Source organism: Aliiroseovarius sp. ABM4_368, assembly GCF_056161205.1.
Genome location: NZ_JBSWYR010000001.1, coordinates 481517 through 504630 on the forward strand (window position 1 = coordinate 481517; position 23114 = coordinate 504630).

Sequence of the window (23114 nt, forward strand, 5' to 3'; positions counted from 1 at the left end):
GGGCAGGGGTCAAGGTCTTGAAGTACGGGGGAAATGGAAGTGCAGGTTTCTGTTGCCAGGTACCTGCGAACCCCGCCAAACGCGGCTAGGCGTAAGGACTTAAGTTTCGGCGACCCGAACTGCTTACGCAGCCAGAGCCATTGCCGGAGCTTTGTTGTCGTTTGCAACTAGCTTAATTGAACCGATAACGGTGGTATCTCACCGAAACAAAGCTAACCCCTTTAGACGTCCGTCGATCCTATTTCGCCCCCACGATATCAAGGTGTCCCCAAACGAAGGATGCCCCTGAGTGCATTATGGTGGAGGCGCCGGGTACCGCCCCCGGGTCCGATCCGCTTATTACGAGCGCGTTTATGTCCATAGTCCCCGAGGGGACAGATCATATGTAAGGTGTGAAGAGGGGATTGAAAAGGGGGTTAGAGTTTCAAAAGATCGTCAAATGACACAATGCGCTTCATCTCTGATTTTGACACAAGTTCAGCATTTCTGCCAATTCGATGTGCAAGCTGCGAGAAGCCATCTAATTGCTGTTTTGCAATAAAGTTCTGATATGAACAGCTAGCCAACATGCGATTGATAGAAGCTCCAGTTCGGAGAGCAGCACCCTTTCTAAGACCAATAATCGCTGACTTGCTCGATACCGGCAGAATTACTTGCTCTATTTGGTCCTTCTTTTGCGTAAAAGGCGCGCAACCACTGCTAAGAGCAAATGCCAGCGTAGTGTCAGGCAAAATGAAGTCGTCTTCTGCTCCGTGGGTAAAGTACTCTAGCTGGGAGTGAAGATTGACGCGCGGAGACTGTTCGAAGCTTTCTCTTAGTGATTTTATGTGAGCCTGCTTAGCTACCTCTGACAGGCTTCTTATGAATGGATCGAGTTCTGCATTCATCAGACCCACTATCTCCTTACCGCCTCGCCGAATGAGTTCCGGTAGTGCTAAGTCAACTAATGTACGTGTTGTTTGCCGAGCGTCGACCGGAACCTGATGTTCAGCAAGAATGTCATCCAACAATTCGGGATGATTTTTTAGGAAAGCTCTTAGAAGAACCTGAATGTGCTTCTCCGATGTCAAATGGTCTTTGAGAGTTTCAAATACTACGCGCCCAATGTTTGATATTTCTGTGCGGAGGAAGGCACTTCTCATCTCAAGATGTGCGATTACTGGGGCAACAATACTTGAATCTAAATCGTAGCCCGGTGGGGCCTTGCGCGCGATATGAACTAATTCTTGAGCGGAATTCTCGAAAGCAGTTATGTTTTCGTCTGCCTCTGACCCTTGAGGACCATAGAAGAAATCATCGCTACCAAACTTGTTGGTCGATGTTTGCCAAGCTTCACCAGATTGATCGTAAACCCAAATATGGTGGTGTTTTCCGCGTTTTGTCCCAAAACCACGTTGGAGCATTTGCCAAACATGGTGGTGGTTTTTCCCTGCCATCTTTACCCGAGCATTACTTTTTGAATAGGTTTGAAGCTAGTGATGTAGTGTAACTAGCAAGTCTATCTAGTGCCTTGTCTGTTCGAGGGCCATCTTGTGCTTCAACTGCATCGGCAATCTCGGTATGGAGCTCCACAATCCGGTCCCGATCCCTCTGCGTATAGGTGATCATGTTCATCAAGGGCTGCATCGCCTCGACCGCGCCCGCCAGTTGGTAGGACAGCACCGGATTGCCCGCGCCATCGACCAGCGCCCGGTGGAACGCCACGTCTGAGGCACAGAACGCCTCGTCGGTCAGGCCGGGTTGCGATTGGCGGTGGATTTCTGCCCGCATGGTGGCCAGTTGGTCCGGCGTGCGACGTTGGGCGGAAAGCGGCGCGCAGGAGCGTTCCAGGGCGTAACGCGCCTCGCACGCGGTCTCAAAATCCACGCGGTTCATCGACAGAAGCAGGGTCGAGGTGGTGATCTGCTGGTCATAGGCCTCTTCAAAGCTCATCCGATTGACGAATGCCCCGCCGGATGCCCCCCGCTGGGTGCGGATCAGGTTTTGTGCGGCCAGACGTTTCAACGCCTCGCGCACGGTGGAGCGGCCCACGTCGAATTTCTCGCACAGCTCGGCCTCGGAAGGCAGGCGTTGATCCACGATCAGGCTGCCCTCGATGATGGCGTCACGGATGGCCTCGGCGATCTGGGTCGAGAGGTCTTCGTTTTCGTTCAGGTCCGTTTTCATGCCGCGTCTTGCTGCCCAATTTGTAATTGTCTGACATTTTAATTGCCGTGCGATCAATTGTCAGACATTATTATCCCGACTCGCAAGATGGAGGAACCATGCCGCTCACGTCAAGGATAAGAACCATGGGCGCGCCACATTGGCTGGCGCTGTTCGGGTTGATCCTTGTGGGCTGGGTGCTGCTTTACGCGATGGCGCTGCCACCCGACGCGCTGGAGCTGTCACGCATCTATGGCGTCGAATTCTGGCGCACTCTCTGCGTGGTCGAACCCGACAAGGCCGGCTTCTGGGGGTTGTTTGCCATGTGGGCGGTGATGTCGGCTGCGATGATGGCGCCGACGGCGTTGCCGACCTTCGCCACCTATGACGACATGATCGCGTCTGGTGCCGGGTCGCAGCGCGGTTTTTTAGAGCTGGTCGCTGGCTATTTGGTGATCTGGCTGGGCTTTGCTGTCATCGCCGCTGCCGGGCAGTTGGTGCTTTTCCGTGCTGGGCTGCTGTCACCGCTGGGGCAAAGCATCTCGCCATGGCTGACGGGAGGGCTTCTGATCGGGGCAGGCGCTTACCAGTTCTCGTCCCTCAAAGACAGTTGCCTCAGCCAATGCCGTCAGCCGATGACCTTCTTCATGCAATATTGGCGCGAGACCCGTTGGAACGCGGTCGCGCTGGGCCTGCGGCTGGGGGCGATTTGTCTGGGCTGCTGCTGGGCGCTGATGCTTTTGGGCTTCGTCGGCGGGGTGATGAACCTCGCCTTCATGGGGCTCGCCACTCTTATCATGATTTTTGAAAAACTGCCCGATCTGGGCCGCTATCTGACGCGCCCCTTGGGCTGGGCGCTGATCGCGGGCGGGATCGTGGCGCTTGTCCAGGGAGGATAACATGGACGGATCGCAAATTGGCACGGTCGAATGGACCATCAAGGGGGAGCTGATCCTCAACTGTAACTGCACGGTCTTCTGCCCCTGCGTGGTCAGCCTTGGAGACCACCCGCCGACGGAAGGCTACTGCATGGGTTGGGCGGGTATCCGCATTGACAGCGGTCAGTATGGTGACGTGGATCTGTCGGGTCTGAATGTCGGTCTTCTGCTGGAAATCCCGGGCCGCATGGCACGCGGCAACTGGAAAGCAGCGGCCTATATCGACGACCGCGCCAATGACGAAGCGTTCGAGGCGCTCTGCCACATCTTCACGGGTGCTGCCAAAGGCACCACGGGCCTGTTCAAAATGCTGGTCAGCGAGTTTCTGGGCGCCGAGCGTGCGCCCGTGTCGTTTGAAACCGAAGGCAACACCCGTCGCCTGATCGTTGGCAAAGCCATTCGCGGATCGGTCACTCCGGTGCCGGGTAAGGGCGGGGCGGAACAGGTGATCACCAACACCAATTACTGGATGGGTCCGGACATTACCGTCGCCAAGGCAGACGAAGCGCGCGTGCGTGCCTTTGGGCGTGTGTGGGATTTCGATGGCAAATCCGCCGAGATCTGCCAAATCGATTGGAAGGGCCCCGGTCGCTAACGCGGCCGAAGGACCCCACGGGAGCGCGACCCATGGCAAATTCCGGTGCAATGATCTCACCCTCTCGCCGCCTGCGGCGCACCCCATTCTCGGACGGTGTCGAAGCCGCCGGGGTTAGGGGGTATACGGTTTATAACCACATGCTGCTGCCGACCGTCTTCAGGTCGGTGGAAGAGGACTATGCCCATCTGAAGCGGGCCGTGCAGGTCTGGGATGTGTCTTGCGAACGACAAGTCGAGGTGCGCGGTCCAGATGCCGCCCGTCTGATCCAGATGCTGACCCCGCGTGATCTGTCGAAGATGCAGGATGGGCAGTGTTTCTATGTTCCCATGGTGGACGAGACGGGCGGGATGCTAAACGATCCAGTCGCAGTAAAGCTGGGCGAGGACCGGTTCTGGATTTCGATCGCGGACAGTGATCTGCTGTTTTGGGTCAAGGGGCTTGCCTATGGGTTCCGGCTGGATGTGCTGGTGGACGAACCAGACGTCTCGCCCTTGGCCATTCAGGGGCCGTTGTCGGATGAACTGGCCGCGGCTGTGTTTGGCGATGCGGTACGGGATATCCGCTTCTTCCGCTACAAGCGGTTGGAGTTCCAAGGGCGTAGCCTTGTGGTTGCCCGGTCGGGTTACTCCAAACAAGGCGGTTTCGAGATCTATGTCGAAGGATCCGACATCGCGATGCCCCTGTGGAACGCGCTGATGGAAGCCGGCAAGCGCATGGATGTCTATGCGGGTTGCCCCAATGGGATTGAGCGCGTCGAAGGCGGGCTTCTGTCTTATGGCAACGATATGACCCGCGAAAACACTCCGCACGAGGCCGGATTGGGGCGGTTCTGTTCGACCGAAAGCGCGCTGGGCTGTGTAGGGCGTGATGCCTTGTTACGGGTGGTCAAGGAAGGCCCCGTTCAGCAGGTCCGCGCGATCGAGATCCTGGGCGGCGTACCACCCTGCGACCGGGCTTGGCCCTTGATGGATGGGGATCGGCAGGTGGGGCAGGTAACCTCGGCCGCCAATTCGCCCGACTTTAATACCGGTGTCGCCATCGGCATGGTGAGGATGACCCATTGGGACACCGGAACCGAGCTTGATGTGATGACACCCGACGGGCCGCGTGCGGCGACCGTCTATGACACTTTCTGGATTTGAGGAGACGACAATGTTCAAAGCATTGATGATGGAGCAAAATGACGAAGGGTTGGCCCAAGCGTCGATCAAGGAGATCGGCGAAGACGCGCTGCCCGAAGGCAATGTGACTGTCGCCGTGGAATACTCGACCGTGAACTACAAAGACGGGCTGTGCCTGTCGGCCAAGGGCGGCGGTTTGGTGCGCAACTATCCGCATGTGCCGGGGATCGATTATGCAGGTACCGTCGAGGCGTCGGAGGATGAGCGTTACAAGCCCGGCGACAAGGTCGTTCTGACCGGTTGGCGCGTGGGTGAAGTGTCCTGGGGCGGGTATGCCCAGAAGGCACGTATCTCGGCGGACAAATTGGTGCCGCTTCCCGAAGGCCTGACCACCCGTCAGGCAATGGCTGTTGGGACGGCGGGCTTCACCTCGATGCTGGCGGTGATGGCATTGGAAGACCACGGGCTGAAACCGGGGCAGGGGCCAGTACTGGTTACCGGCGCTGCGGGTGGTGTAGGCTCGGTTGCCACTGCCATTCTGGCAAATCTGGGATACGAGGTTGCTGGCGTAACGGGTCGCCCGGAGCAAGCAGACTACCTGAAATCCTTGGGCGCGACCACCATCGTTGCACGTGAAGAACTGAACGAAACCACCAAACGCCCTCTGGAAGCCGAGACATGGGCAGGCTGCGTGGACGCCGTGGGCGGTGACATGCTGGCACGTGTGTTGGGGCAGATGAAATATGGGGCCTCGGTATCTGCCGTGGGTCTGGCTGGTGGCGCTGGGCTGCCTGCGACCGTCATCCCCTTCCTTCTGCGCGGTGTGAACCTTCTGGGCATCGACAGTGTTATGCAGCCCTATGACAACCGCGTGCGTGCTTGGAAACGGATTGCCAGTGATCTGCCGATGGACAAGCTAGAGGCAATTGTGCAACCGGCCGCCTTGGCGGATCTTCCGGCGTTGGGTGCCGATATTCTGAAGGGGCAAGTCAAGGGCCGTGTCGTGGTGGATGTGAACGCATAAGGGGCTCTGCCCCAGAGGCAAATCGTGGATTTGCCTCTTCCCCGGGATATTTGAAACAAGAAAAAGGCGCGTGATGTAAAAGCCACGCGCCATTCTTGTCTGGTAGACAGAAGGTGGTTAGAAGTTAGTTGTCCGAATTTCGCGGACTGTCCCAGAACGCCGGTTAAGAGGTGTTGATGGGACTGGCTGGAAGACCTGCCTGACCTTGAAACTCAGGGGGCAGGGTGATCCCCCGAAAAACTGAAAAGGAGCTTTCCATGGCTGAACTTGACGTCAACTGGGTGCGCGCACAATTCCCGGCATTTGCGGAACCGTCCTTACAGGGGCAAGCTTTCTTTGAGAACGCGGGCGGGTCTTATACCTGCAAGCCGGTTTTGGACCGGCTCAATCGATATTACACCCAGCGCAAAGTACAGCCTTATGCCAATTTTGATGCTTCGCGTCTGGCAGGCGAAGAAATGGACGAAGCGCGTGCGCGTCTGGCAGAGATGATGGGGGTGGATACAGACGAACTGTCTTTCGGGCCGTCGACCACGCAGAACACCTATGTTCTGGCGCAGGCATTTCGGCAGCATTTGTCGCCGGGCGACGCCATCGTCGTTTCCAATCAGGATCACGAGGCGAACTCGGGTCCTTGGAGGCGTGTGGCTGACGAAGGGTTCGAGCTTCGCGAATGGCAGATTGACCCGGACACCGGCCATCTGGACCCGGCAGGTCTGGACGCGCTTCTGAGCGACGGGAAGGTCAAGCTGGTCTGCTTTCCCCATTGTTCGAACGTGGTGGGTGAGATCAACGACGTTAAATCTATTTGCGCCAAGGCGCGTGCGGCTGGGGCATATACTTGCGTGGATGGCGTCAGCTATGCCCCGCATGGGTTTGTGAACGTGGATGCGCTGGGCGCGGATATCTATCTGTTTTCGGCCTATAAGACCTATGGTCCGCATCAGGGGATCATGGTGATCCGCCGCGCGCTGGGCGAAGCACTGCCCAACCAAGCGCATTACTTCAACGCGGGCAGCCTCTATAAGCGTTTTACCCCCGCCGGTCCGGATCACGCTCAGGTGGCGGCTTCGGCCGGGATGGCGGACTATATGGAGGCCTTGGCCATGCATCATGGTGCGACGGGCAGTCCAAGCGATCTGGCCGCTGCCGCACACACGCTGATGCGCGATCACGAGGTGACGCTGCTACAGCCGCTTTTGGATTATGCTGCGGCCAAGAATTCGGTCCGGCTGTTGGGGCCTTCGGTGGCGGCCAGCCGTGCGCCGACTGTATCACTGGTCTCGGCCAAACGGGGCGAGGATTTGGCAGCTGCGTTGGCCTCGATGGGCATCATGGCAGGGGGCGGAGATTTCTATGCTGTACGTGCGCTGAAAGCCCAAGGGCTGGAACCCGATCACGGCGTGCTGCGGGTCAGTTTCACCCACTATACGACCGCCCAAGAGGTCACGAAACTGATTGACGCGCTGGATCAGGTACTGTGATCTGACCTGACCAAACCTCGGCCCAAGCGGGCCGGGGCATCCTTTGAAATACTGCGCCTGCAAAGCCGTTTTCCGCAGTTGCACAGCAGCCATCTTGCCAGCTTGCCCATCTCCGACATAGCCTTCCAGCAGATATCTATGTGTTTCTGGGGGGTGAAATGATCCTGACTGATACCAAAGATCAGGGCGATCTACCGCGGTATTTCGCGCAAGTTTTTGCGATTGCCAAACGTATGAACAAAGGGCGATTGGACTTTGTCATGCCGGATGGGCGCCGCTTTCGCGCGGACGGCGCCAAGCCCGGCTATGTGGCCGAGCTTCATGTCCATGACCCCGATATTTTCGCGCGCCTGATCCGCGAGGGCGATCTGGGCTTTTGTGACGCCTATATCGAGGGCGGCTGGTCCACGCCCGACCTGCAAGCCTTTCTGGACTTGGTGCAGGATGACAACGACATCATTTACGATGGGTTTCCCGGCCAGATTTTCCTGCGCGCCTATGAGCGGATGCGCCATCTGATGCGGGCCAATACCAAGAAACAGGCGAAGAAAAACATCTCGGCCCATTACGATCTTGGGAATGACTTTTACGGGGCGTGGCTGGACGACACGATGACCTATTCATCGGCCCTGTTTCGCACGGGCCAAGAAAGTCTGGAGCGCGCGCAGGAAGAGAAATACGCCTCGATGATCGACGAAATGGGGGTCGGGCCGGGGGATCATGTGCTTGAAATCGGCTGCGGATGGGGCGGGTTCGCGGAACACGCAGCGCGTAAGGGGATCCGCGTCACCGGGCTGACCATTAGCCAAGAACAGCATGATTTTGCAGTGGAGCGTCTGCGCCGTGCAGGCTTGTCTGACTTGGTCGAGATCAAAATGCAGGATTACCGCGACGAAACCGGACAGTATGACGGCATCGCATCGATCGAGATGTTCGAAGCGGTGGGCGAAAAATATTGGCCGATCTATTTCGACACGGTGAAATCCTGCCTGAAGCCCGGCGCGAAGGCGACCTTGCAGATCATAACTATCGCCGAGCGCCGATTTGCCGCTTATCGAAAGGGTGTTGATTTCATTCAGAAATACATCTTTCCGGGCGGGATGCTGCCGTCAAAAACCGTGCTTCAGGATGAAGTATCACGGGCGGGGTTGGACACGCGCAACCAGATTACGTTTGGCGAAAGCTATTCTGTGACGCTGCGCCGCTGGTTTGATCGCTTCAATGGCAGCTGGGGCAAAATCGCGCCCATGGGATTTGACGACAGGTTCCGACGGATGTGGAATTTCTATCTGACGTCCTGTGCCGCCGCGTTTCACGCGGGAAGCTGCGATGTCGTGCAGTTGACGGTGGCGCGGCGATCTGGATAATCTTGTGAAAAGCCGGTGCGTTACGCCATAATATGGCCATAAGCCGATCTTAACGATTAAATAACGATAACAGCCACCGAGAGGGCAGTGAACTTATGCCAACAGCCGCGAAACTTGTCTCTGCGATCCTTTTGGCCGCGGTCGGTTGGCTATGTGCCGAAATGGTAAAGCCCCTGATGCCCGAGGGCTCGGATCTGACCTATCTGGCGCCGACTTGCGCGGCCGTGGGGTTGGTTGTCGGCTGGTGGTTTCTTGGCCCACGGGCCGACCGTGGCCTTGGGACGGCTGGTGCAAACGCGGCGACCACTATTGTTGTACAGGTCTTCTGCACGCTGTTCGTGTTTTCATTCTCGGAAATGATCGATAATTCGCTGCGCAAGCGATACAATGGTGCGGTCGAGGCCGTTCAGGATATCTTCGTAATCGGGTACGAGTCTGCAATCGAATTTACCACGGCCGAGATCGCTGCCACCGCCATTCTGGGCGCGTTCATTGCGTCAACTTGTGCCTTTTACGCCGCCCGCAAATGGGGATAGTGGATCTGCGCGTGACATCCCACGTGCAGATGTGAAAGGGATTCTGTGACCTCGTTGTTCTTTTACGGCACCCTGTGCCACCGCCCGCTTCTGGATTTGGTTTTGGGGGGCGAAAGTGTGTGCCGGATTAGCCCGGCATTTCTGCATGGCCATGTAGCAAATTGGGTTAAAAATCAGCCATTTCCGATGATTTCCTCAAGCGACGCATCATCCCGCGTAGATGGGCTTTTGGTGCAAGATCTGTCTGACGAAGATGTGGCGCGGTTGGATTTTTACGAAGGCGGATTTGACTATGCGTTGAAGGATGTCACCGTGCAGACAGACCCCGACGGGGCCTCTGTTGCGACGCAGGTTTATTTCCCGACGCCCGGACTTTGGACGCCGGGAAAGACTTGGAACCTGACCGAGTGGGAGGCGCAATACGGCGCGATGACCGTCGAAGCCGCGACCGAGGTGATGGAGGGCTATGGTCATCTCACCCCCGCCGAGATCGCCCACCGCTTTCCTATGATCCGCACCCGCGCCGCCAGTCGGGTGCGCGCACGGACCGAGCCCGCGCCAACGACGTTGCGGGCAAGCTATGGCGTGCAAGATGTTTCGGTCCAAAGCCGGGGCCGCCCCTATGCCAAGCATTTCACGATGGAGGAACAGGTGCTGTCCTTCCGCAAATATTCGGGCGAGATGAGCGAGGTCGTGGACCGCGCCGCATTCGTCGGCGGGGATGCGGTGATCGTGCTGCCTTATGATCCCGTGCAAGACCGCGTAATGGTGATCGAACAGTTCCGCATGGGGCCTCAGATCCGGGGCGACGTGCACCCGTGGCTGCTGGAACCCATCGCGGGCCGGATCGACGGGGGGGAAACGCCTGAAGACAGCGCACATCGTGAGGCGATGGAGGAAGCCCGGCTAAAGCTTGACCGCCTGATCCCCCTGACTCCGCATTACCCGAGCCCTGGTGCCAGCACCGAGTTTTTCTATCCCTTCATTGCCCTGTGCCATCTTCCTGATGATGCAGGGGGAATTGCCGGTGTCGAAACCGAAGCCGAGGACATCCGTAGCCACGTTATTTCATTCGATCACCTGATGGATCTGATCACCTCGGGCGAGGCGAATTGTGGCCCGCTGGTCCTTGCCGCCTTCTGGCTGGCCGCCAATCGGCAGGGGTTGCGCACGCATTCGTGATGCTCGGCCCTTGAACCGCCTATTGTCTGGTCCTACAGATGGTAGAAACGACGCGCGATAAGGGGCTGAAAATGGACATCAAACGCGATCTTGAAGCAACCGTGGGCAATACGCCCCTGATCCGGTTGAATGCAGCATCCGAAGCGACGGGCTGTGAAATTCTGGGCAAGGCCGAGTTCATGAACCCGGGCCAATCCGTCAAGGACCGCGCGGCGCTGTTCATCATCCGTGACGCGGTTGCCAGCGGCGCGCTGAAGCCGGGCGGAACCATCGTGGAAGGGACTGCAGGCAACACCGGGATTGGACTTGCGCTGGTTGGTGCGTCGATGGGTTTTAAAACGGTGATCGTAATACCGGAAACTCAGTCGGAAGAAAAGAAAGACATGATCCGTCTGGCCGGGGCCGAATTGGTTCAGGTGCCTGCGGTTCCTTATAAGAATCCCAACAACTATGTGCATTACTCGCGCCGTCTGGCCGAAAAGCTGAATGAAAGCGAACCCGCGGGTGCGATTTGGGCCAACCAGTTTGACAATGTGGCAAACCGTCAAGCGCATATCGAAGGCACCGGGCCCGAGATATGGGCGCAAACAGGTGGCAAGGTGGATGGCTTCACCTGCGCGGTCGGGTCGGGCGGGACACTGGCCGGTGTCGGAATGGCACTTCAGCCAAAGGGCGTGAAGGTCGCGCTCAGCGACCCGATGGGATCGGGCCTTTATTCACTTTACGAATCCGGAACTGCCGCAGCTACGGGGGGCTCGATCACCGAAGGGATCGGGCAGGGGCGGATCACCGCGAACCTTGAAGGCTTCACGCCCGATATGCGGTTCCAGATCCCCGACGACGAAGCCCTGCCGGTGATCTATGATCTTCTGCAAAGCGAAGGGCTGTGCCTTGGCGGCTCGTCCGGGATCAACGTGGCGGGCGCGATGCGCATGGCGCGCGAAATGGGGCCGGGCCATACGATTGTGACGGTGCTGTGTGACTATGGTACGCGGTATCAGTCAAAGCTGTTTAATCCCAGCTTCTTGCGAGAAAAGGGCCTGCCGGTGCCGGATTGGTTGGATCGCGACCCGGCCTTCATGCCCGAGGTGTACGAGGACATTTGATGCGAATCGAAGAGCGATTGCACGGTTGCCTGCCAGTATTTCTGGTCGCGCTCAGGGCGTGGTGCATCGCGACCCTGCTGTCGCTGCCGCTGGCCGCTGCGGCGCAAGAGGCTGCGACCACCGCGAACACCCCATCCTATTTTCTAACCGATGATGGCGCGCCGGATTATCTGGTATGGTCGCGGGTCGCTGAACGCGCCGAACGGGTGCTTGAAATCGGTACGGCCTCGGATCAGGCGATGAACGATTTGCGTGACGAGGTCGCGAGTTGGCGGGGTTTGTTTGAATCTGCTCAAGAAGAAAACTCTATCCGTATCAATACGTTAAAGACGCAACTTGCCACGATTGGCCCGGAGCCCGAAGATCCCGGGAGCGAGCTTGCTGTGCTTACACAGCGCCGGGCCGAACTGAACGAAGAACTTTCCGAAGCGCAAGCGCCGGTCAACGAGGCACAAGAGGCATTTGCCCGCGCCGAAGTTCTGATCAACGAGATTGACGGCGAGCTTCGATCGCGTCAGGCGGATCAACTGCTGGAGCTTGGGCCGACACCGCTTAATCCCGCCTTGTGGCCCAGTGCAATTGCCGAGTTGAATGAAACCTTCGAGACCGCCATATCCGAAGTTCAGACCGCCTGGGGCAGTGAAGCGCAGCGCCGGGATTTGAAATCAGATCTTCCCGTGACGATCGCATTGCTTGCGGTTGGGCTTTTGCTGTTGATGCGGTCGCGAAGCTGGCTGATCCGTCTTGGCGGGCGGCTGCGCCAAATACGCAAGGGGCCTGCGCGTGGCGTTGTGGGGTTTGTGATTTCGCTTGGTCAGGTTATTGCACCGATGTTCGGTCTGCTGGCATTCCTGATCGCCCTGAACTTGGCTGGCGTGCTGGGGCTGCGCGGGCAGGTGATTGCGGATGCGCTGCCCGATGCGGGCCTGTTCGTCTTCATCTCACTTTGGATTGGCACCCGCCTTTTCGGGCCCGAGGGAAACCATGCTTCGCTTTATCTTCCGACGTCAGCGCTGCGGGCCGAAGCGCGCATTCATGTGGCGCTTTTGGGTGTGGCTTTGGGCCTGTGGACCATCCTAAGTGAAGTGGGAGATTACGAAGGGTATACCGATGCAACCATGGCGGTCTTGGGCTTCCCGCTGACGGCCGCCGCTGGGTTCGTGTTGGTGCGCCTTGGGCGTCTTCTGCGGCGTCATCTGGGCACGGGCGCGGCCAGTGCCACCAACCTGTTCCGGGCACGCACCATTGCCTTTATCGGCCGCGCCAGCGAAGTGGTGGGCTTCGCAGCGCCGGTGGCCGCGGCGGTTGGCTACTCTACACTGGCCGTGTCGATCTTGGTGCCGACGATCCTGACACTTGCTTTGCTGGCTATCCTCGAAATCCTGAACAGCCTTATCAAAGCAGTCTACGCCACCTTAATGCGACTGGACGGCGAGGCCACCGAGCAGGCGCTGTTGCCAGTGATCATCAGCTTCTGCCTGACCTTGGCCGCGGTGCCCGTGCTGGCCTTGATCTGGGGCGCCCGCGCCACCGAACTGGCCGAGCTTTGGTCAACCTTCCTGAACGGCTTCCAAATGGGTGAAACGCGGATTACGCCCCGCGCCTTTATGGTCTTCGCCATCATCTTTGCCATTGGGTATGCGGCCACGCGGGCTTTGCAATCTGCGCTACGCAACACGATCCTGCCGAAGACGCGCATGGACAAGGGTGGGCAGAATGCGATTTCTGTGGGCATTGGATATGTCGGGTTGTTTCTGGCAGCTGTGATTGCGATTACCGGGGCAGGGATCGACCTTAGCTCGATCGCGATCATCGCCGGTGCTCTGTCCGTGGGTATCGGTTTTGGTCTGCAAACCATCGTTTCAAACTTTGTATCGGGCATCATCCTGCTGATCGAACGCCCCATTTCCGAGGGCGATTGGATCGAGGTAAACGGCCAGATGGGCTATGTGCGCGATATTTCGGTTCGGGCCACGCGGATCGAAACATTTGACCGCTCGGATGTGATTTTGCCGAACTCTGACCTCGTGTCGGGGGTGGTGACGAACTATACGCGAGGCAATTCAATTGGGCGGGTGATCATTCCGGTGGGCGTGGCTTACGGCACTGATACGCTGCGCGTAGAAGCCATCCTGCGCGAAATTGCCGAGGCGCATCCGATGGTGACGGTCAACCCGGCGCCGTCCATTGTGTTCCAAGGTTTCGGCGCTGATAGCCTTGATTTCGAGATCCGCGCCATCTTGTCTGACGTAAACTTCATGCTGTCGGTGAAAAGCGAAATAAACCACGAGATTGCCCGCCGTTTCGTCGAAGAGGGGATCGAGATTCCGTTTGCTCAGCGAGACATCTGGCTGCGTAATCCCGAAGCGCTTGCAGGCGCGACGGCGGCATCGCCGGTGGCTGCATCTGATGCGTCATCGCAAAGTCCGAGCCGCGATGCGATGACTGTTGAAGATATGAACGGGGATGGAGAGGGCGATGAGTAAGCCTCTGTTTCAAGATGATGCCTTTCTAACCGAGGCCACAGGCCGCGTGGTCGCGCATACCGAGCAAAGCGGCGTGGTGCTGGATCAAAGCCTGTTCTATCCGACAGGAGGAGGACAGCCGGGGGATCGCGGAAGGTTGACGTGGGACGGCGGTGAAATGCTGATTGCAACCACTGTGAAAGGCGAAAACGGAGCGATTGTTATGGTGTCCGGTGACGGGCAGGGGCTGCCGCCAGTTGGGGCCGAGGTGAAACAGGCGCTGGATTGGGATCTGCGCCTGCGCCACATGCGGATGCACACAGCGCTTCACCTTCTTTCAGTGGTTATCCCGCTGCCTGTCACAGGTGGTCAGATCGGCGCCGAGAAGTCCCGTCTGGATTTCGCTATGGAGCACCCGCTTGAGGATAAACAGGCCGTTGAAGACGCACTGAATACGTTGATTGCGCGCGATCTTCAGATCACAACCCGCTGGATTTCCGATGCCGAGCTTGAGGCCAACCCCGGTTTGGTCAAAACCATGTCCGTCCAGCCTCCTAAAGGGGCAGGACAGGTACGGCTGGTGCGCATAGGGACCGATGACGAGCAGGTTGATCTGCAACCCTGCGGAGGAACGCATGTGGCGCGCACCTCCGAGATCGGTCGCGTACGCATCGGCAAGGTCGAAAAGAAAGGTCGTATGAACCGACGTGTGGCCCTGCATCTGGAGGACTAGCCCTGCCGCGCGGGATTGGCCCTGACGGGCCGCGCCCGCTTGGCGGAGGCCGCAGCAAGCTGCGGTAGATTTCATGCCTCCGGCGGGGATATTCAAAACAAGAAAATGCGTGGATCGTTGCGGTGTTCTGGGACGGGCGTATATTCGCGCCACCAGTTGTGAAAAGTGACAATGACCGCTTGAACCCCGCCACACTTCCGAATAACAACGTCGGCGGAGCGGTGGCCGAGTGGTCGAAGGCGCACGCCTGGAAAGTGTGTAGGCGGGAAACCGTCTCGAGGGTTCGAATCCCTTCCGCTCCGCCACCTTACCCTTTCCATCGATAGAGCTAAGTCAGCCTGACGGGGAAACACCCTTTATAAGGAAGGGTATATTTGCCGTGGTTTTGAGTTTCGCTCCGCTTCGATTGCATTCCGTCATTTTTCCCAGAAGCATCAAATTCCGATGGTGTTGGTTGAGTTTACGTTCCTGCTGCGCGATGCCATCGATGCGAAGTTCTTACTTCGTGGGCGGTGTTTCTTCGACCGTGTCGTCAGGGCGGAGTGGCCATTCGATTTGCAGAGCTTCGGTCAGATCCAAACGCTGAAGTTTGGTTTCAACCACTGTCACCTTCTCGACATTGATCTTGACCGAGGGCTGAAGATAGCCCGCAGAAATGCCCGTGATCTGGCGGTTTTGGATGGTTAGGGCAACGCCTGCCGCCTCGACGGAAAGTGTCACGGGAAGACGTACTTTGCGCAGGTCCATAGCCTCGCCAAATGTTAATCGGATTTCGGGTGTATGCGTGATCTTCAGCTTGTGTTTGATCAGCGCAGCGATACGTGGTTTGCCGTCTGTGGGACCCTTTTCACCCATCAGGGCACGTACCGACTTCATACCCTCCCAGGCTTTCAGGAACGTGTCAAAAAGCGAGATTTTTAGCGCGCTTTCAACCGCTTGGGCCGCGCTTTTATGCAACGTCTGACTGTCCAGCCCCGCGCCTGTAAGACGCACCCCTGCATCGCCTTTGGTCAGGGCAGATTTGACCGCCTCGACGATGTTGCTGAAATCGGCAGGCGGGATCGAGGTTACAAGCGTTTGAGATGTGTCGTTCATGATGCTTCGTCGCTTTCTTCCTCATTGATGATGGTGATCTCGGCGACTATTCCGGGATCAACCGTCAGTATGATTTCGGGCATTTCGGCTGGGATCGTTTCGATCTTTGGTGTGTTGTCAGGCTTTGCGTAAATCCGCGGCGTGGCGGCCAGCTTTGTGGGGGATTTGTCTGCAATCGGTTTCGGTGCCGTCATCTTGCGGATCGGCCAGATCGCGCTGCCCAGAAGCAGTACGGCCACCGCGGTTGGGACGATCCAATTCGCGACAGGGGCCGCCGTTCTTACAAGCATGATGCGTTGGGTTGCAAGCACGCGCGCATCAGGCCCCACTGCCTGTACCGTGACGGCCTGTGATGTGCCGCGTTCGGGCATGGGAAGCGCGCGGGTCCATGTCTGATCATCGGTGTAAGCGGCGGACAGGATCACGGCATCATTCTGATCCAAAACCTCGATCCGCGTGTCGGCACCGGCGCCTTGAAGCTGCACGCTCAGCTGACCTTCTTCGCCGTCCGACTGAAGCTCGGGGGCAGGGGTGACGGTCAGGGAGACGGCTGTGCGGACAAGGGTCAGGTCGACGCGATCATGATCGTGTCCAGCGCTGTCGCGCGCGACAAACGAAACCACGGATTGGGCACCCGGCGACGGCATTTTGACTGTGAACTCCGCCGCGCCCGCATAGTCTTGCGCTTTGTCGGGTCCATCAGTGCTATGATAAACCACGATGGTATCGGGCCAAGCGAGGGCGATATGGACTTGCACGGTGGCGGTCGGGGCACTGCTTTCCAGTTTGGCCCCGGACAGTCCTTCAGCAGTCAGGCTTAATGTCATCTGTGTTGCTCGCCTGAGTGTTACGGTCTGCTGAGCACGCGCCAGACCCTTATTGTCGCGCAGGGTGAATGTGATGTCTTGCCGGATGCCGGGGTCAGGCATGGCAATCCAAAAGGGTAAGGGCGTGTCTGTATAGGGCTCGGTTTGGGTGCGTGTGTCCGTTTGCAGTTGAACCGAAGCCCCCGGCCAGGGATTCGTCACGCGGGCCATGATATGAATACGCTGATCGGTGGTTTCAAGCTGCGCATCTTGCAAATTCGGCGATGCAAGGATCAAGGTCATGTCGGGCAATCTTCGAAGCGCAAATCGGGTCTGGGCAAGAGGTCTCGTCTGGGCGTCCAGCGCCTCGATCACCAATGGGCGCGTATCGCCCGGGGACAGTCGAAATGGGAAAGTGAGGTCGCGACCTTGATACTGTTGCTCTAGCACAGTGCCGCCCCCTTGTGCGGTCACGCGCACCCAAGTGACTGTCTGGCGGCGCGTCGGATCCGTGACCGAGACCACCACGGTTTGTTCTGCCTCGGTCGGGCCCGAAGAGGTGCGGGCGCTGATCGAGACTCCAGCGCGTGCGTCCTTGAAGCGGTCCAAATCTGCACGCAGGTCGCGCCAGGTTTCGATGCCCGTCGGGTCAAATCGCAGGATTGCGTTGCAGCTTCCCCGCCCGATAATGCCGTCGACAGTTCCTGCATTGAACCCCAGCTCGTTCAGCAATGCTTGGATATTTCTGGCTAGCCTGACATTCAAACCCGTCGATGGGCCGCAGGCGGGCAGGCGCCGGATGGACACACGCTTGGCGCTGGAGTTTCCAACGCGGTCCGTCGCCGTGATTGTGACGACCCGTGGTTCGTAATTGTTCGGCAAACCGAGCTTGAACTCATACTCTCTTCCGTCGCGACTGGACGGAAGCGCTCCGCCCGTCTCAGTACGGGCAACACCGCTTGGGTCAAAGATGTCGGCTATGATCGTCGCTGACCCGGACGAGGCGGTAAACTCTTGTTTCAACGGCAATATTTCCGGTCCTTGCTGGTCAGAAGGTGTGGGCGTCGGCGTGGGTGAGGGAACATCGTCAGTTGGTGAGGCGTCGCGAAGCAGCCTGCGCACCGCCCGCGCGGCCTGACCTTGGATCATCATGTCGCAAAGGCCTGTGCGAACGGCAAGTGGGGCAGCCTGTTCTGGCACCAGTTGCGTTCGAATGTCCTGTTCGTTCAGGAAACGCGCCAGGTTCGGATTCTTAACGCATATTGTTTGGCTCTGTAGAACGCTCAGTGCATTCCGATTTCCCTGTCCAGACAACAGATTGACGATCACTCGCTCGGTTCGGTCACTGCCAAAGATAAACCCATCCGGCAACGATTGAGCGGTGACAGATTGAAGTGTAGCGAACCAAAGGATCAGCGCGGCTGCGACACCGCGACATTGCGAGCGCATCTTAAGACCCATCCATGAAAATGCCGGTGTAAGGCGCTTTTAAATATCAAGATCATAGCACAACTCTGCGTGGAAATCTAATTCCGCCCGCAGAAAGGCCGCGGATGGATTGGCAAAACTCTAGGGCCAGACCCCATCTGACGCGTCAAAACTGGCTTGATTTCGACCCTGTTCGAGCGGCCGTTCTACTGTCAAAAATTACCGAACAATGAGCCCGAAAAGTAGAGACTGTTGCAAAAAACGGGATCTGCGAGGAAAATGGAAGCATAATTTTTAACTATAAATTGATTCCTTTTCTCATGTCGCACTGAGGAGTTTACCCATGTTACTCCGTATTTTTTCGCGGTTTTTTATGATGCTAGCGGTACCTGTCGCCGCATCGGCACAGCTTTTCTCTGGGCCGCTTGACGAGGCGCTTCTGGTTGGCCGGGACGAAACTACTTTTCCCCCCGCTGACGAAGATTACTTTGCCGAAATGGACAATGGCATCGCGTTGACGCCTGATGAAATCAAGGGCCGAAACATGTGGATGGTCTGGACAGGCGGCAATGATTTGCTTTGGGACACGCTGACTATCGACACGTTCGGGCAGTTTGATCTGCTTAAGACCCTGTCATCACATCCCAGCCTGCCGGCGCAGCGCAGTAATCGGTTTGAACAGTTGGGTCTGATCAACGAACCTTGTTTCGATCAGGCCGCCGGCCCGGGGGCGGATCGCTATGGCTTGTGGTTGGATGTCCGCCAACCCGATTGTGCCCCCGATCCATTTGCCAATGCCGACAAATACCCCGGCGTCGAGATCGGCGCACGCGGGCGCAATATGCCGGTCGGATCGTATTACGGCGAGCCAACGGGCGTGCTTGGCCTGCGCTTGTTCCCGAACCCAGAATTTGACGAACGTGCCCAGCAGGATTGGGATGCGGAACGGTTTTACACTGATCCCGATTACTACAACGACGACGATCTGATCCGTCCCTATCGCGTCGGCATGTCCTGCGCGTTTTGCCATGTGGGACCCAGCCCGATTAACCCACCCGAGGATCCCGAAAACCCGGCCATGAATAACCTGAACGCCACGGTCGGGGCACAGTATTTCTGGTTTGACCGGGTTTTTGCATGGAACCCGGATGACCGCCAATACATGGTCCAACTGATCCACACAGCACGTCCCGGTACGTTGGATACGTCCTTGGTGTCGCCGGACTATATCAACAACCCGCGCACGATGAACGCGATCTATCTGCTGGAAGAACGTCTGGCGGTTGCCCGTCGATTTGGCGAAGAAAGGTTGCAAGGGGGCGAACGCGACAACAAGCAGTTTCAGGACTATGTGGCCGAGGGCCCGCTGACCGAGCTTTTCGAGGAACCGGACCTGAGCTTTAGCCCGCGTGTCCTGAAGGATGGGGCGGATTCGGTGGGCGCTTTGGGCGCGCTGAACCGGGTCTATCTGAATATCGGATTGTTCAGCGAGGAATGGACCCGCCACTTCAATCCGATTGTGGGCGGTAAAGAAATCACGCCGATAAAGATCGAAACTGCGCAGAAGAACTCGGCCTATTGGCGGGCGACTGAAGATCAGTCGCCACTGACCGCATTGTATTTCCTGAAAGCGGGTCGGCCCGATCTGCTGAAAGACGCGCCGGGGGGCGAGGGGTTCCTGTCTGATGACGCCGAGACCGTGGATCGCGGCAAGACGGTCTTTGCGGAAAACTGCGCGGGATGCCATTCGTCGAAACTGCCCGAAAGCGCCTATGAGGCGATGCCCGGCGGCTGCTCGGGCCCCGGTTATCTGGAGTGCTTCCAGCGCTATCGCGACTTGGTGGGCTCGGACGCCTTCAAGGAAGAGATGCGTGCGATTGTTCATGCCGATGACTTCCTTGACGGGAACTATCTGTCGAACGAGCTGCGTATTCCCGTCACCCTGCTTCAGACCAACGCATGTAGCCCGCTGGCGACCAACGCGATCGAGGGCAACATATGGGACAACTTCTCGTCCTCCTCTTACAAGGCGTTGCCGTCGGTGGGGACCATAAAGGTGCATCACCCGAAAACCGGCGAAGAATATGATTACGTGATGCCCGCAGGTGGACGCGGATATACCCGCGTGCCGTCCCTGATCAGTCTCTGGTCCACGGCGCCATATCTGCTGAACAACACGGTGGGCTATTACAATCAGGACCCCTCGGTTCAGGGCCGGATGGAAGCGTTCGAGGACGGTATCACCAAGATGCTTTGGCCGGAAAAGCGCCTGCGTGACAGTGTGTTGGGGGACAAGGTGCCGGGCGTGATCGACCGGACCACCGAACAAAGTTATCTGATTATTCCCAAAGGGTTCCAGCCCGAGTTTCTTGTAAAACTCTTGACGCCTTTGCGCGACAACCTGCCTTGGCTGTTCACATTGGACGGAGATATCGAGCTTGGCCCGATCCCCGCAGGCACGCCTATCGGGCTTTTGGCAAACCTGAATATCCGGCTGGACAACGCGGACCTGCTAGAGCGCTTGGACCATGATTTCGAGCTGGCCAAGCTGGTGATCAAGATCAAGCGCGATTTGAAGGAACTGCCTGACGACGCCAGTGATGAACAGGCCCGCGCCATCTTTGCGGATTTGGTCGAGCCGTTGCTTGAACTTAGCAAATGCCCCGATTTCGTCGTCAACCGCGGCCATTACTTCGGCACCAAACTTGCGGATGAAGACAAAGAGGCCCTGATCGCCTTTCTTAAACGCTTCTAAGGAGCGGGACGGTGGAGCCAGAATATGACTATATCGTCGTCGGCTCGGGTGCCGGCGGAGGCACGGCAGCTGCGCGGCTGGCCGAGGAGGGCGCGCGCGTGTTGCTGTTGGAAGCAGGTGGGGATCCGCGGTCGATGTCGGGCGGCGTGCGGGATATGGACGAGGCCGCGAACCGGCTGCCCGACGACTATGATGTTCCCGCGTTTCATCCTTTCGCCACCGAAAACGAAGCGCTGCGTTGGGATTTCCATGTCAGCCATTACACGGATTCCGAAGCCCAAGCCCGCGACCCAAAGGCTGGGCCCGAAGGTGTTTTGTATCCGCGGGCGGGTACCCTAGGCGGCTGCACAGCGCATAACGCGATGATTTTTGTTTATCCGCACCGACAGGACTGGCAGAGGATTGCGGATCTGACAGGGGATGATGGCTGGTCGCCCGACGCGATGCACGCCATCTTTCGCAAGATCGAAAACTGCAAGCACCGACCTGTGCAGCGGACCCTGAACTCAATCGGGTTTGACCGCACAGGGCACGGGTATGACGGGTGGCTGACGACCGAGAAATCCATCCCGCGCGCTGCCCTGCGCGATGACGCGATCATGGATGTCGTGCGCACTGCGGTGCGCGAAAGCCGTGGCTCGACAGGCGATGTCCTTCGCCGCCTGCGATGGTTGGCCAACAGCGCAGCCGACCCCAATGACCGCGACCGGATCGAAGATGATGCCGACGGGATGATCTATACCCCGCTGACCACACGAGATGGGGTACGGATAGGATCGCGCGAGAGGGTGCTGGACGTGGCAAAGCGTTACCCTGATCGGCTGACGGTCCAACTGGACGCGTTGGCGGCCAAGGTGCTTTTGGACCACGAAAATCGCGCCATCGGCGTCGAGTATTTGAAGGGCGCGCGCCTTTACCGCGCCCATGCCAATCCCAGTGATAGGCCCGGCGAAACCATTCAAGCATTTGCGGCGCGCGAGGTCATCTTGGCGGGCGGAGCCTTCAACACGCCACAGCTTTTGATGCTGTCGGGCATCGGCGACCCCGCCGAGTTGACGCCGCATGGCATCGCCCCGAAGGTCTCTCTTCCCGGTGTTGGGCGGTCGCTTCAGGACCGGTACGAGGTCACGGTGGTAAATCGCATGAATTTCGACAGTTGGGAGAGTATGAAAGATTGCCGCTACAAGGTTGGCGACCCGCTTTGGCGGCATTGGAAAGATCAGGGCGCGGGGCTTTATTCCACCAACGGTGCCGCGCTTGCGGTGATCCGACGATCATCCGAAAACCAGCCCGTTCCTGACCTTTTCTGCATGGCGCTTATGGGCAAGTTCAGTGGGTATTACCCCGGCTATGCGGCCGATTTGGCGGCCAGCCGGAACCACCTCAGTTGGGCCGTTTTGAAGGCCCATACGCTGAATAGGGCAGGGCGGGTGCGCCTGGCCTCGGCCGACCCGCGTGATCGGCCGATCATTGATTTCAACTACTTCGCCGACGGAGGCGATGAAGACCTTTCAGCGGTTGTCGAAGGCGTCAAATTTGTCCGTAAGCTCTGCGCGCCGTTGCACAAGGACGGAAGCATCGCCGAAGAAGAACTTCCCGGCGCGGACGTACAAACCGACGCCCAAATTGCCCAGTTCGTGCGCGACCATTGCTGGGGGCATCACGCGTCCTGTTCCTGCCCCATCGGACCTGCCGATCAGGGCGGCGTGTTGGACAGCCGCTTGCACGTTCACGGCACCACGGGGCTTCGGGTCGCGGACGCGTCCGTCTTCCCGTACATCCCCGGATTTTTCATCGCATCCGCCGTCTACATGATCGGTGAAAAGGCGGCCCAGATGGCGCTGGCTGATGCGCAATCGCAACCAAAAACTAAGGGCAAACGATATGGCACATGATATCGAAACACTGATGGACTTGGAGCAAGAGGAGCTTGATGAGCTGTTCTCAAGCGTCGATGCCGGACCCATCCCTGATGGCGAGGCCGAAGGCACTGCGATTATCGCGCCCGGCACGCGGTTCACTCCAATCATTTCACATTTCATCAACAGCTTCGCGTGGCAGGGGAAGGTGTTCGACAGCGATAAAAGCGTGTTGAAAAACCGTATCCTACCCTTTGGGCTGAACGCCATTCTGGCCAAGGTCTACAAGGATAAAAGTTGGCTCGACGGCAAGGAGTGCATTGTTTTGGATTACTCCGACACGTCGATTGTCGCGCAATGGATCCGTGACGAAATTCGGCAAATCGGCCCGAATATGTATCTGGGAAAAGTCTATTGGGACGACAATCGCCTGATTGATTTCGCGCTTGAATTCAACATCGAGGCCTGAGGC

At 58.0% G+C, this 23114-nt stretch carries 18 protein-coding genes, 1 tRNA gene and 1 other RNA gene; 15 read left to right on the forward strand and 5 right to left on the reverse strand.

Annotated elements, in window-relative coordinates; translation table 11 throughout:
- Positions 1 to 38: 38 nt before the first annotated feature.
- The 3 genes from ssrA to ACXAH3_RS02460 form a co-directional block, all read right to left on the reverse strand.
- Positions 39 to 415: a transfer-messenger RNA gene (gene ssrA, locus ACXAH3_RS02450) on the reverse strand.
- A gap of 1 nt (position 416) precedes the next feature.
- Positions 417 to 1436, reverse strand: coding sequence for a hypothetical protein (locus ACXAH3_RS02455; RefSeq protein ID WP_474860481.1), 1020 nt, complete (start codon positions 1434 to 1436; stop codon positions 417 to 419).
- Between the two features lie 13 nt (positions 1437 to 1449).
- Positions 1450 to 2166, reverse strand: a complete 717-nt coding sequence (locus tag ACXAH3_RS02460) for a FadR/GntR family transcriptional regulator (RefSeq protein WP_474860482.1) — start codon at positions 2164 to 2166, stop codon at positions 1450 to 1452.
- A gap of 125 nt (positions 2167 to 2291) precedes the next feature.
- On the opposite strand from ACXAH3_RS02460, the gene ACXAH3_RS02465 reads away from it, so the two are divergent.
- From ACXAH3_RS02465 to ACXAH3_RS02520, 12 genes are all read left to right on the forward strand, one after another.
- Positions 2292 to 3044 carry a DUF2182 domain-containing protein gene (locus tag ACXAH3_RS02465; protein ID WP_474860483.1) on the forward strand — a complete coding sequence of 251 codons (753 nt, stop codon included), beginning with the start codon at positions 2292 to 2294 and terminating at the stop codon, positions 3042 to 3044.
- A gap of 1 nt (position 3045) precedes the next feature.
- Positions 3046 to 3678 (forward strand): DUF1326 domain-containing protein, encoded by a 633-nt coding sequence (locus ACXAH3_RS02470; RefSeq protein WP_142852704.1) that lies wholly within the window; start codon positions 3046 to 3048, stop codon positions 3676 to 3678.
- A 32-nt stretch (positions 3679 to 3710) separates the two neighbouring features.
- Positions 3711 to 4823 (forward strand): dimethylsulfoniopropionate demethylase, encoded by a 1113-nt coding sequence (locus tag ACXAH3_RS02475; RefSeq protein ID WP_474860484.1) that lies wholly within the window; start codon positions 3711 to 3713, stop codon positions 4821 to 4823.
- 10 nt (positions 4824 to 4833) lie between these two features.
- Positions 4834 to 5826, forward strand: coding sequence for an acryloyl-CoA reductase (acuI, locus tag ACXAH3_RS02480; protein WP_474860485.1), 993 nt, complete (start codon positions 4834 to 4836; stop codon positions 5824 to 5826).
- A gap of 257 nt (positions 5827 to 6083) precedes the next feature.
- Positions 6084 to 7310 (forward strand): aminotransferase class V-fold PLP-dependent enzyme, encoded by a 1227-nt coding sequence (locus tag ACXAH3_RS02485; RefSeq protein ID WP_474860486.1) that lies wholly within the window; start codon positions 6084 to 6086, stop codon positions 7308 to 7310.
- 158 nt (positions 7311 to 7468) lie between these two features.
- Positions 7469 to 8677, forward strand: coding sequence for a class I SAM-dependent methyltransferase (locus tag ACXAH3_RS02490; protein ID WP_474860487.1), 1209 nt, complete (start codon positions 7469 to 7471; stop codon positions 8675 to 8677).
- A gap of 95 nt (positions 8678 to 8772) precedes the next feature.
- Positions 8773 to 9213: a TrgA family protein gene (locus ACXAH3_RS02495; RefSeq protein WP_474860488.1), complete on the forward strand. Its 441-nt coding sequence runs from the start codon at positions 8773 to 8775 to the stop codon at positions 9211 to 9213.
- A 45-nt stretch (positions 9214 to 9258) separates the two neighbouring features.
- Positions 9259 to 10395, forward strand: coding sequence for a gamma-glutamylcyclotransferase (locus ACXAH3_RS02500; protein ID WP_474860489.1), 1137 nt, complete (start codon positions 9259 to 9261; stop codon positions 10393 to 10395).
- A 71-nt stretch (positions 10396 to 10466) separates the two neighbouring features.
- Positions 10467 to 11501: a cysteine synthase A gene (locus ACXAH3_RS02505; protein ID WP_474860490.1), complete on the forward strand. Its 1035-nt coding sequence runs from the start codon at positions 10467 to 10469 to the stop codon at positions 11499 to 11501.
- Positions 11501 to 13987, forward strand: a complete 2487-nt coding sequence (locus ACXAH3_RS02510; RefSeq protein WP_474860491.1) for a DUF3772 domain-containing protein — start codon at positions 11501 to 11503, stop codon at positions 13985 to 13987. The genes ACXAH3_RS02505 and ACXAH3_RS02510 overlap by 1 nt, the downstream gene beginning before the upstream one ends.
- Positions 13980 to 14699: an alanyl-tRNA editing protein gene (locus ACXAH3_RS02515; protein ID WP_474860492.1), complete on the forward strand. Its 720-nt coding sequence runs from the start codon at positions 13980 to 13982 to the stop codon at positions 14697 to 14699. The genes ACXAH3_RS02510 and ACXAH3_RS02515 overlap by 8 nt, the downstream gene beginning before the upstream one ends.
- 215 nt (positions 14700 to 14914) lie before the next feature.
- Positions 14915 to 15004, forward strand: a tRNA-Ser gene (locus ACXAH3_RS02520).
- A 193-nt stretch (positions 15005 to 15197) separates the two neighbouring features.
- Here the strand turns inward: ACXAH3_RS02520 and ACXAH3_RS02525 are convergent.
- Positions 15198 to 15794, reverse strand: coding sequence for a hypothetical protein (locus tag ACXAH3_RS02525; protein WP_474860493.1), 597 nt, complete (start codon positions 15792 to 15794; stop codon positions 15198 to 15200).
- A complete protein-coding gene (locus ACXAH3_RS02530; RefSeq protein ID WP_474860494.1) occupies positions 15791 to 17752 on the reverse strand; it encodes a peptidoglycan-binding domain-containing protein in 1962 nt (653 codons plus the stop codon). Before ACXAH3_RS02530 ends, ACXAH3_RS02525 begins: the two co-directional genes overlap by 4 nt.
- A 619-nt stretch (positions 17753 to 18371) precedes the next feature.
- On the opposite strand from ACXAH3_RS02530, the gene ACXAH3_RS02535 reads away from it, so the two are divergent.
- Genes ACXAH3_RS02535 through ACXAH3_RS02545 form a run of 3 tightly spaced genes read left to right on the forward strand, consistent with a single transcriptional unit; the run spans position 18372 to position 23111 of the window.
- Positions 18372 to 20783 carry a c-type cytochrome gene (locus tag ACXAH3_RS02535; protein WP_474860495.1) on the forward strand — a complete coding sequence of 804 codons (2412 nt, stop codon included), beginning with the start codon at positions 18372 to 18374 and terminating at the stop codon, positions 20781 to 20783.
- Positions 20784 to 20794: 11 nt separating this feature from the next.
- Positions 20795 to 22678 carry a GMC family oxidoreductase gene (locus ACXAH3_RS02540; RefSeq protein ID WP_474860496.1) on the forward strand — a complete coding sequence of 628 codons (1884 nt, stop codon included), beginning with the start codon at positions 20795 to 20797 and terminating at the stop codon, positions 22676 to 22678.
- The gene (locus tag ACXAH3_RS02545) at positions 22668 to 23111 is read left to right on the forward strand and encodes a hypothetical protein (RefSeq protein WP_474860497.1); all 444 of its coding nucleotides are present in this window, start codon (positions 22668 to 22670) and stop codon (positions 23109 to 23111) included. Before ACXAH3_RS02540 ends, ACXAH3_RS02545 begins: the two co-directional genes overlap by 11 nt.
- The last annotated feature ends 3 nt before the right edge of the window (positions 23112 to 23114 follow it).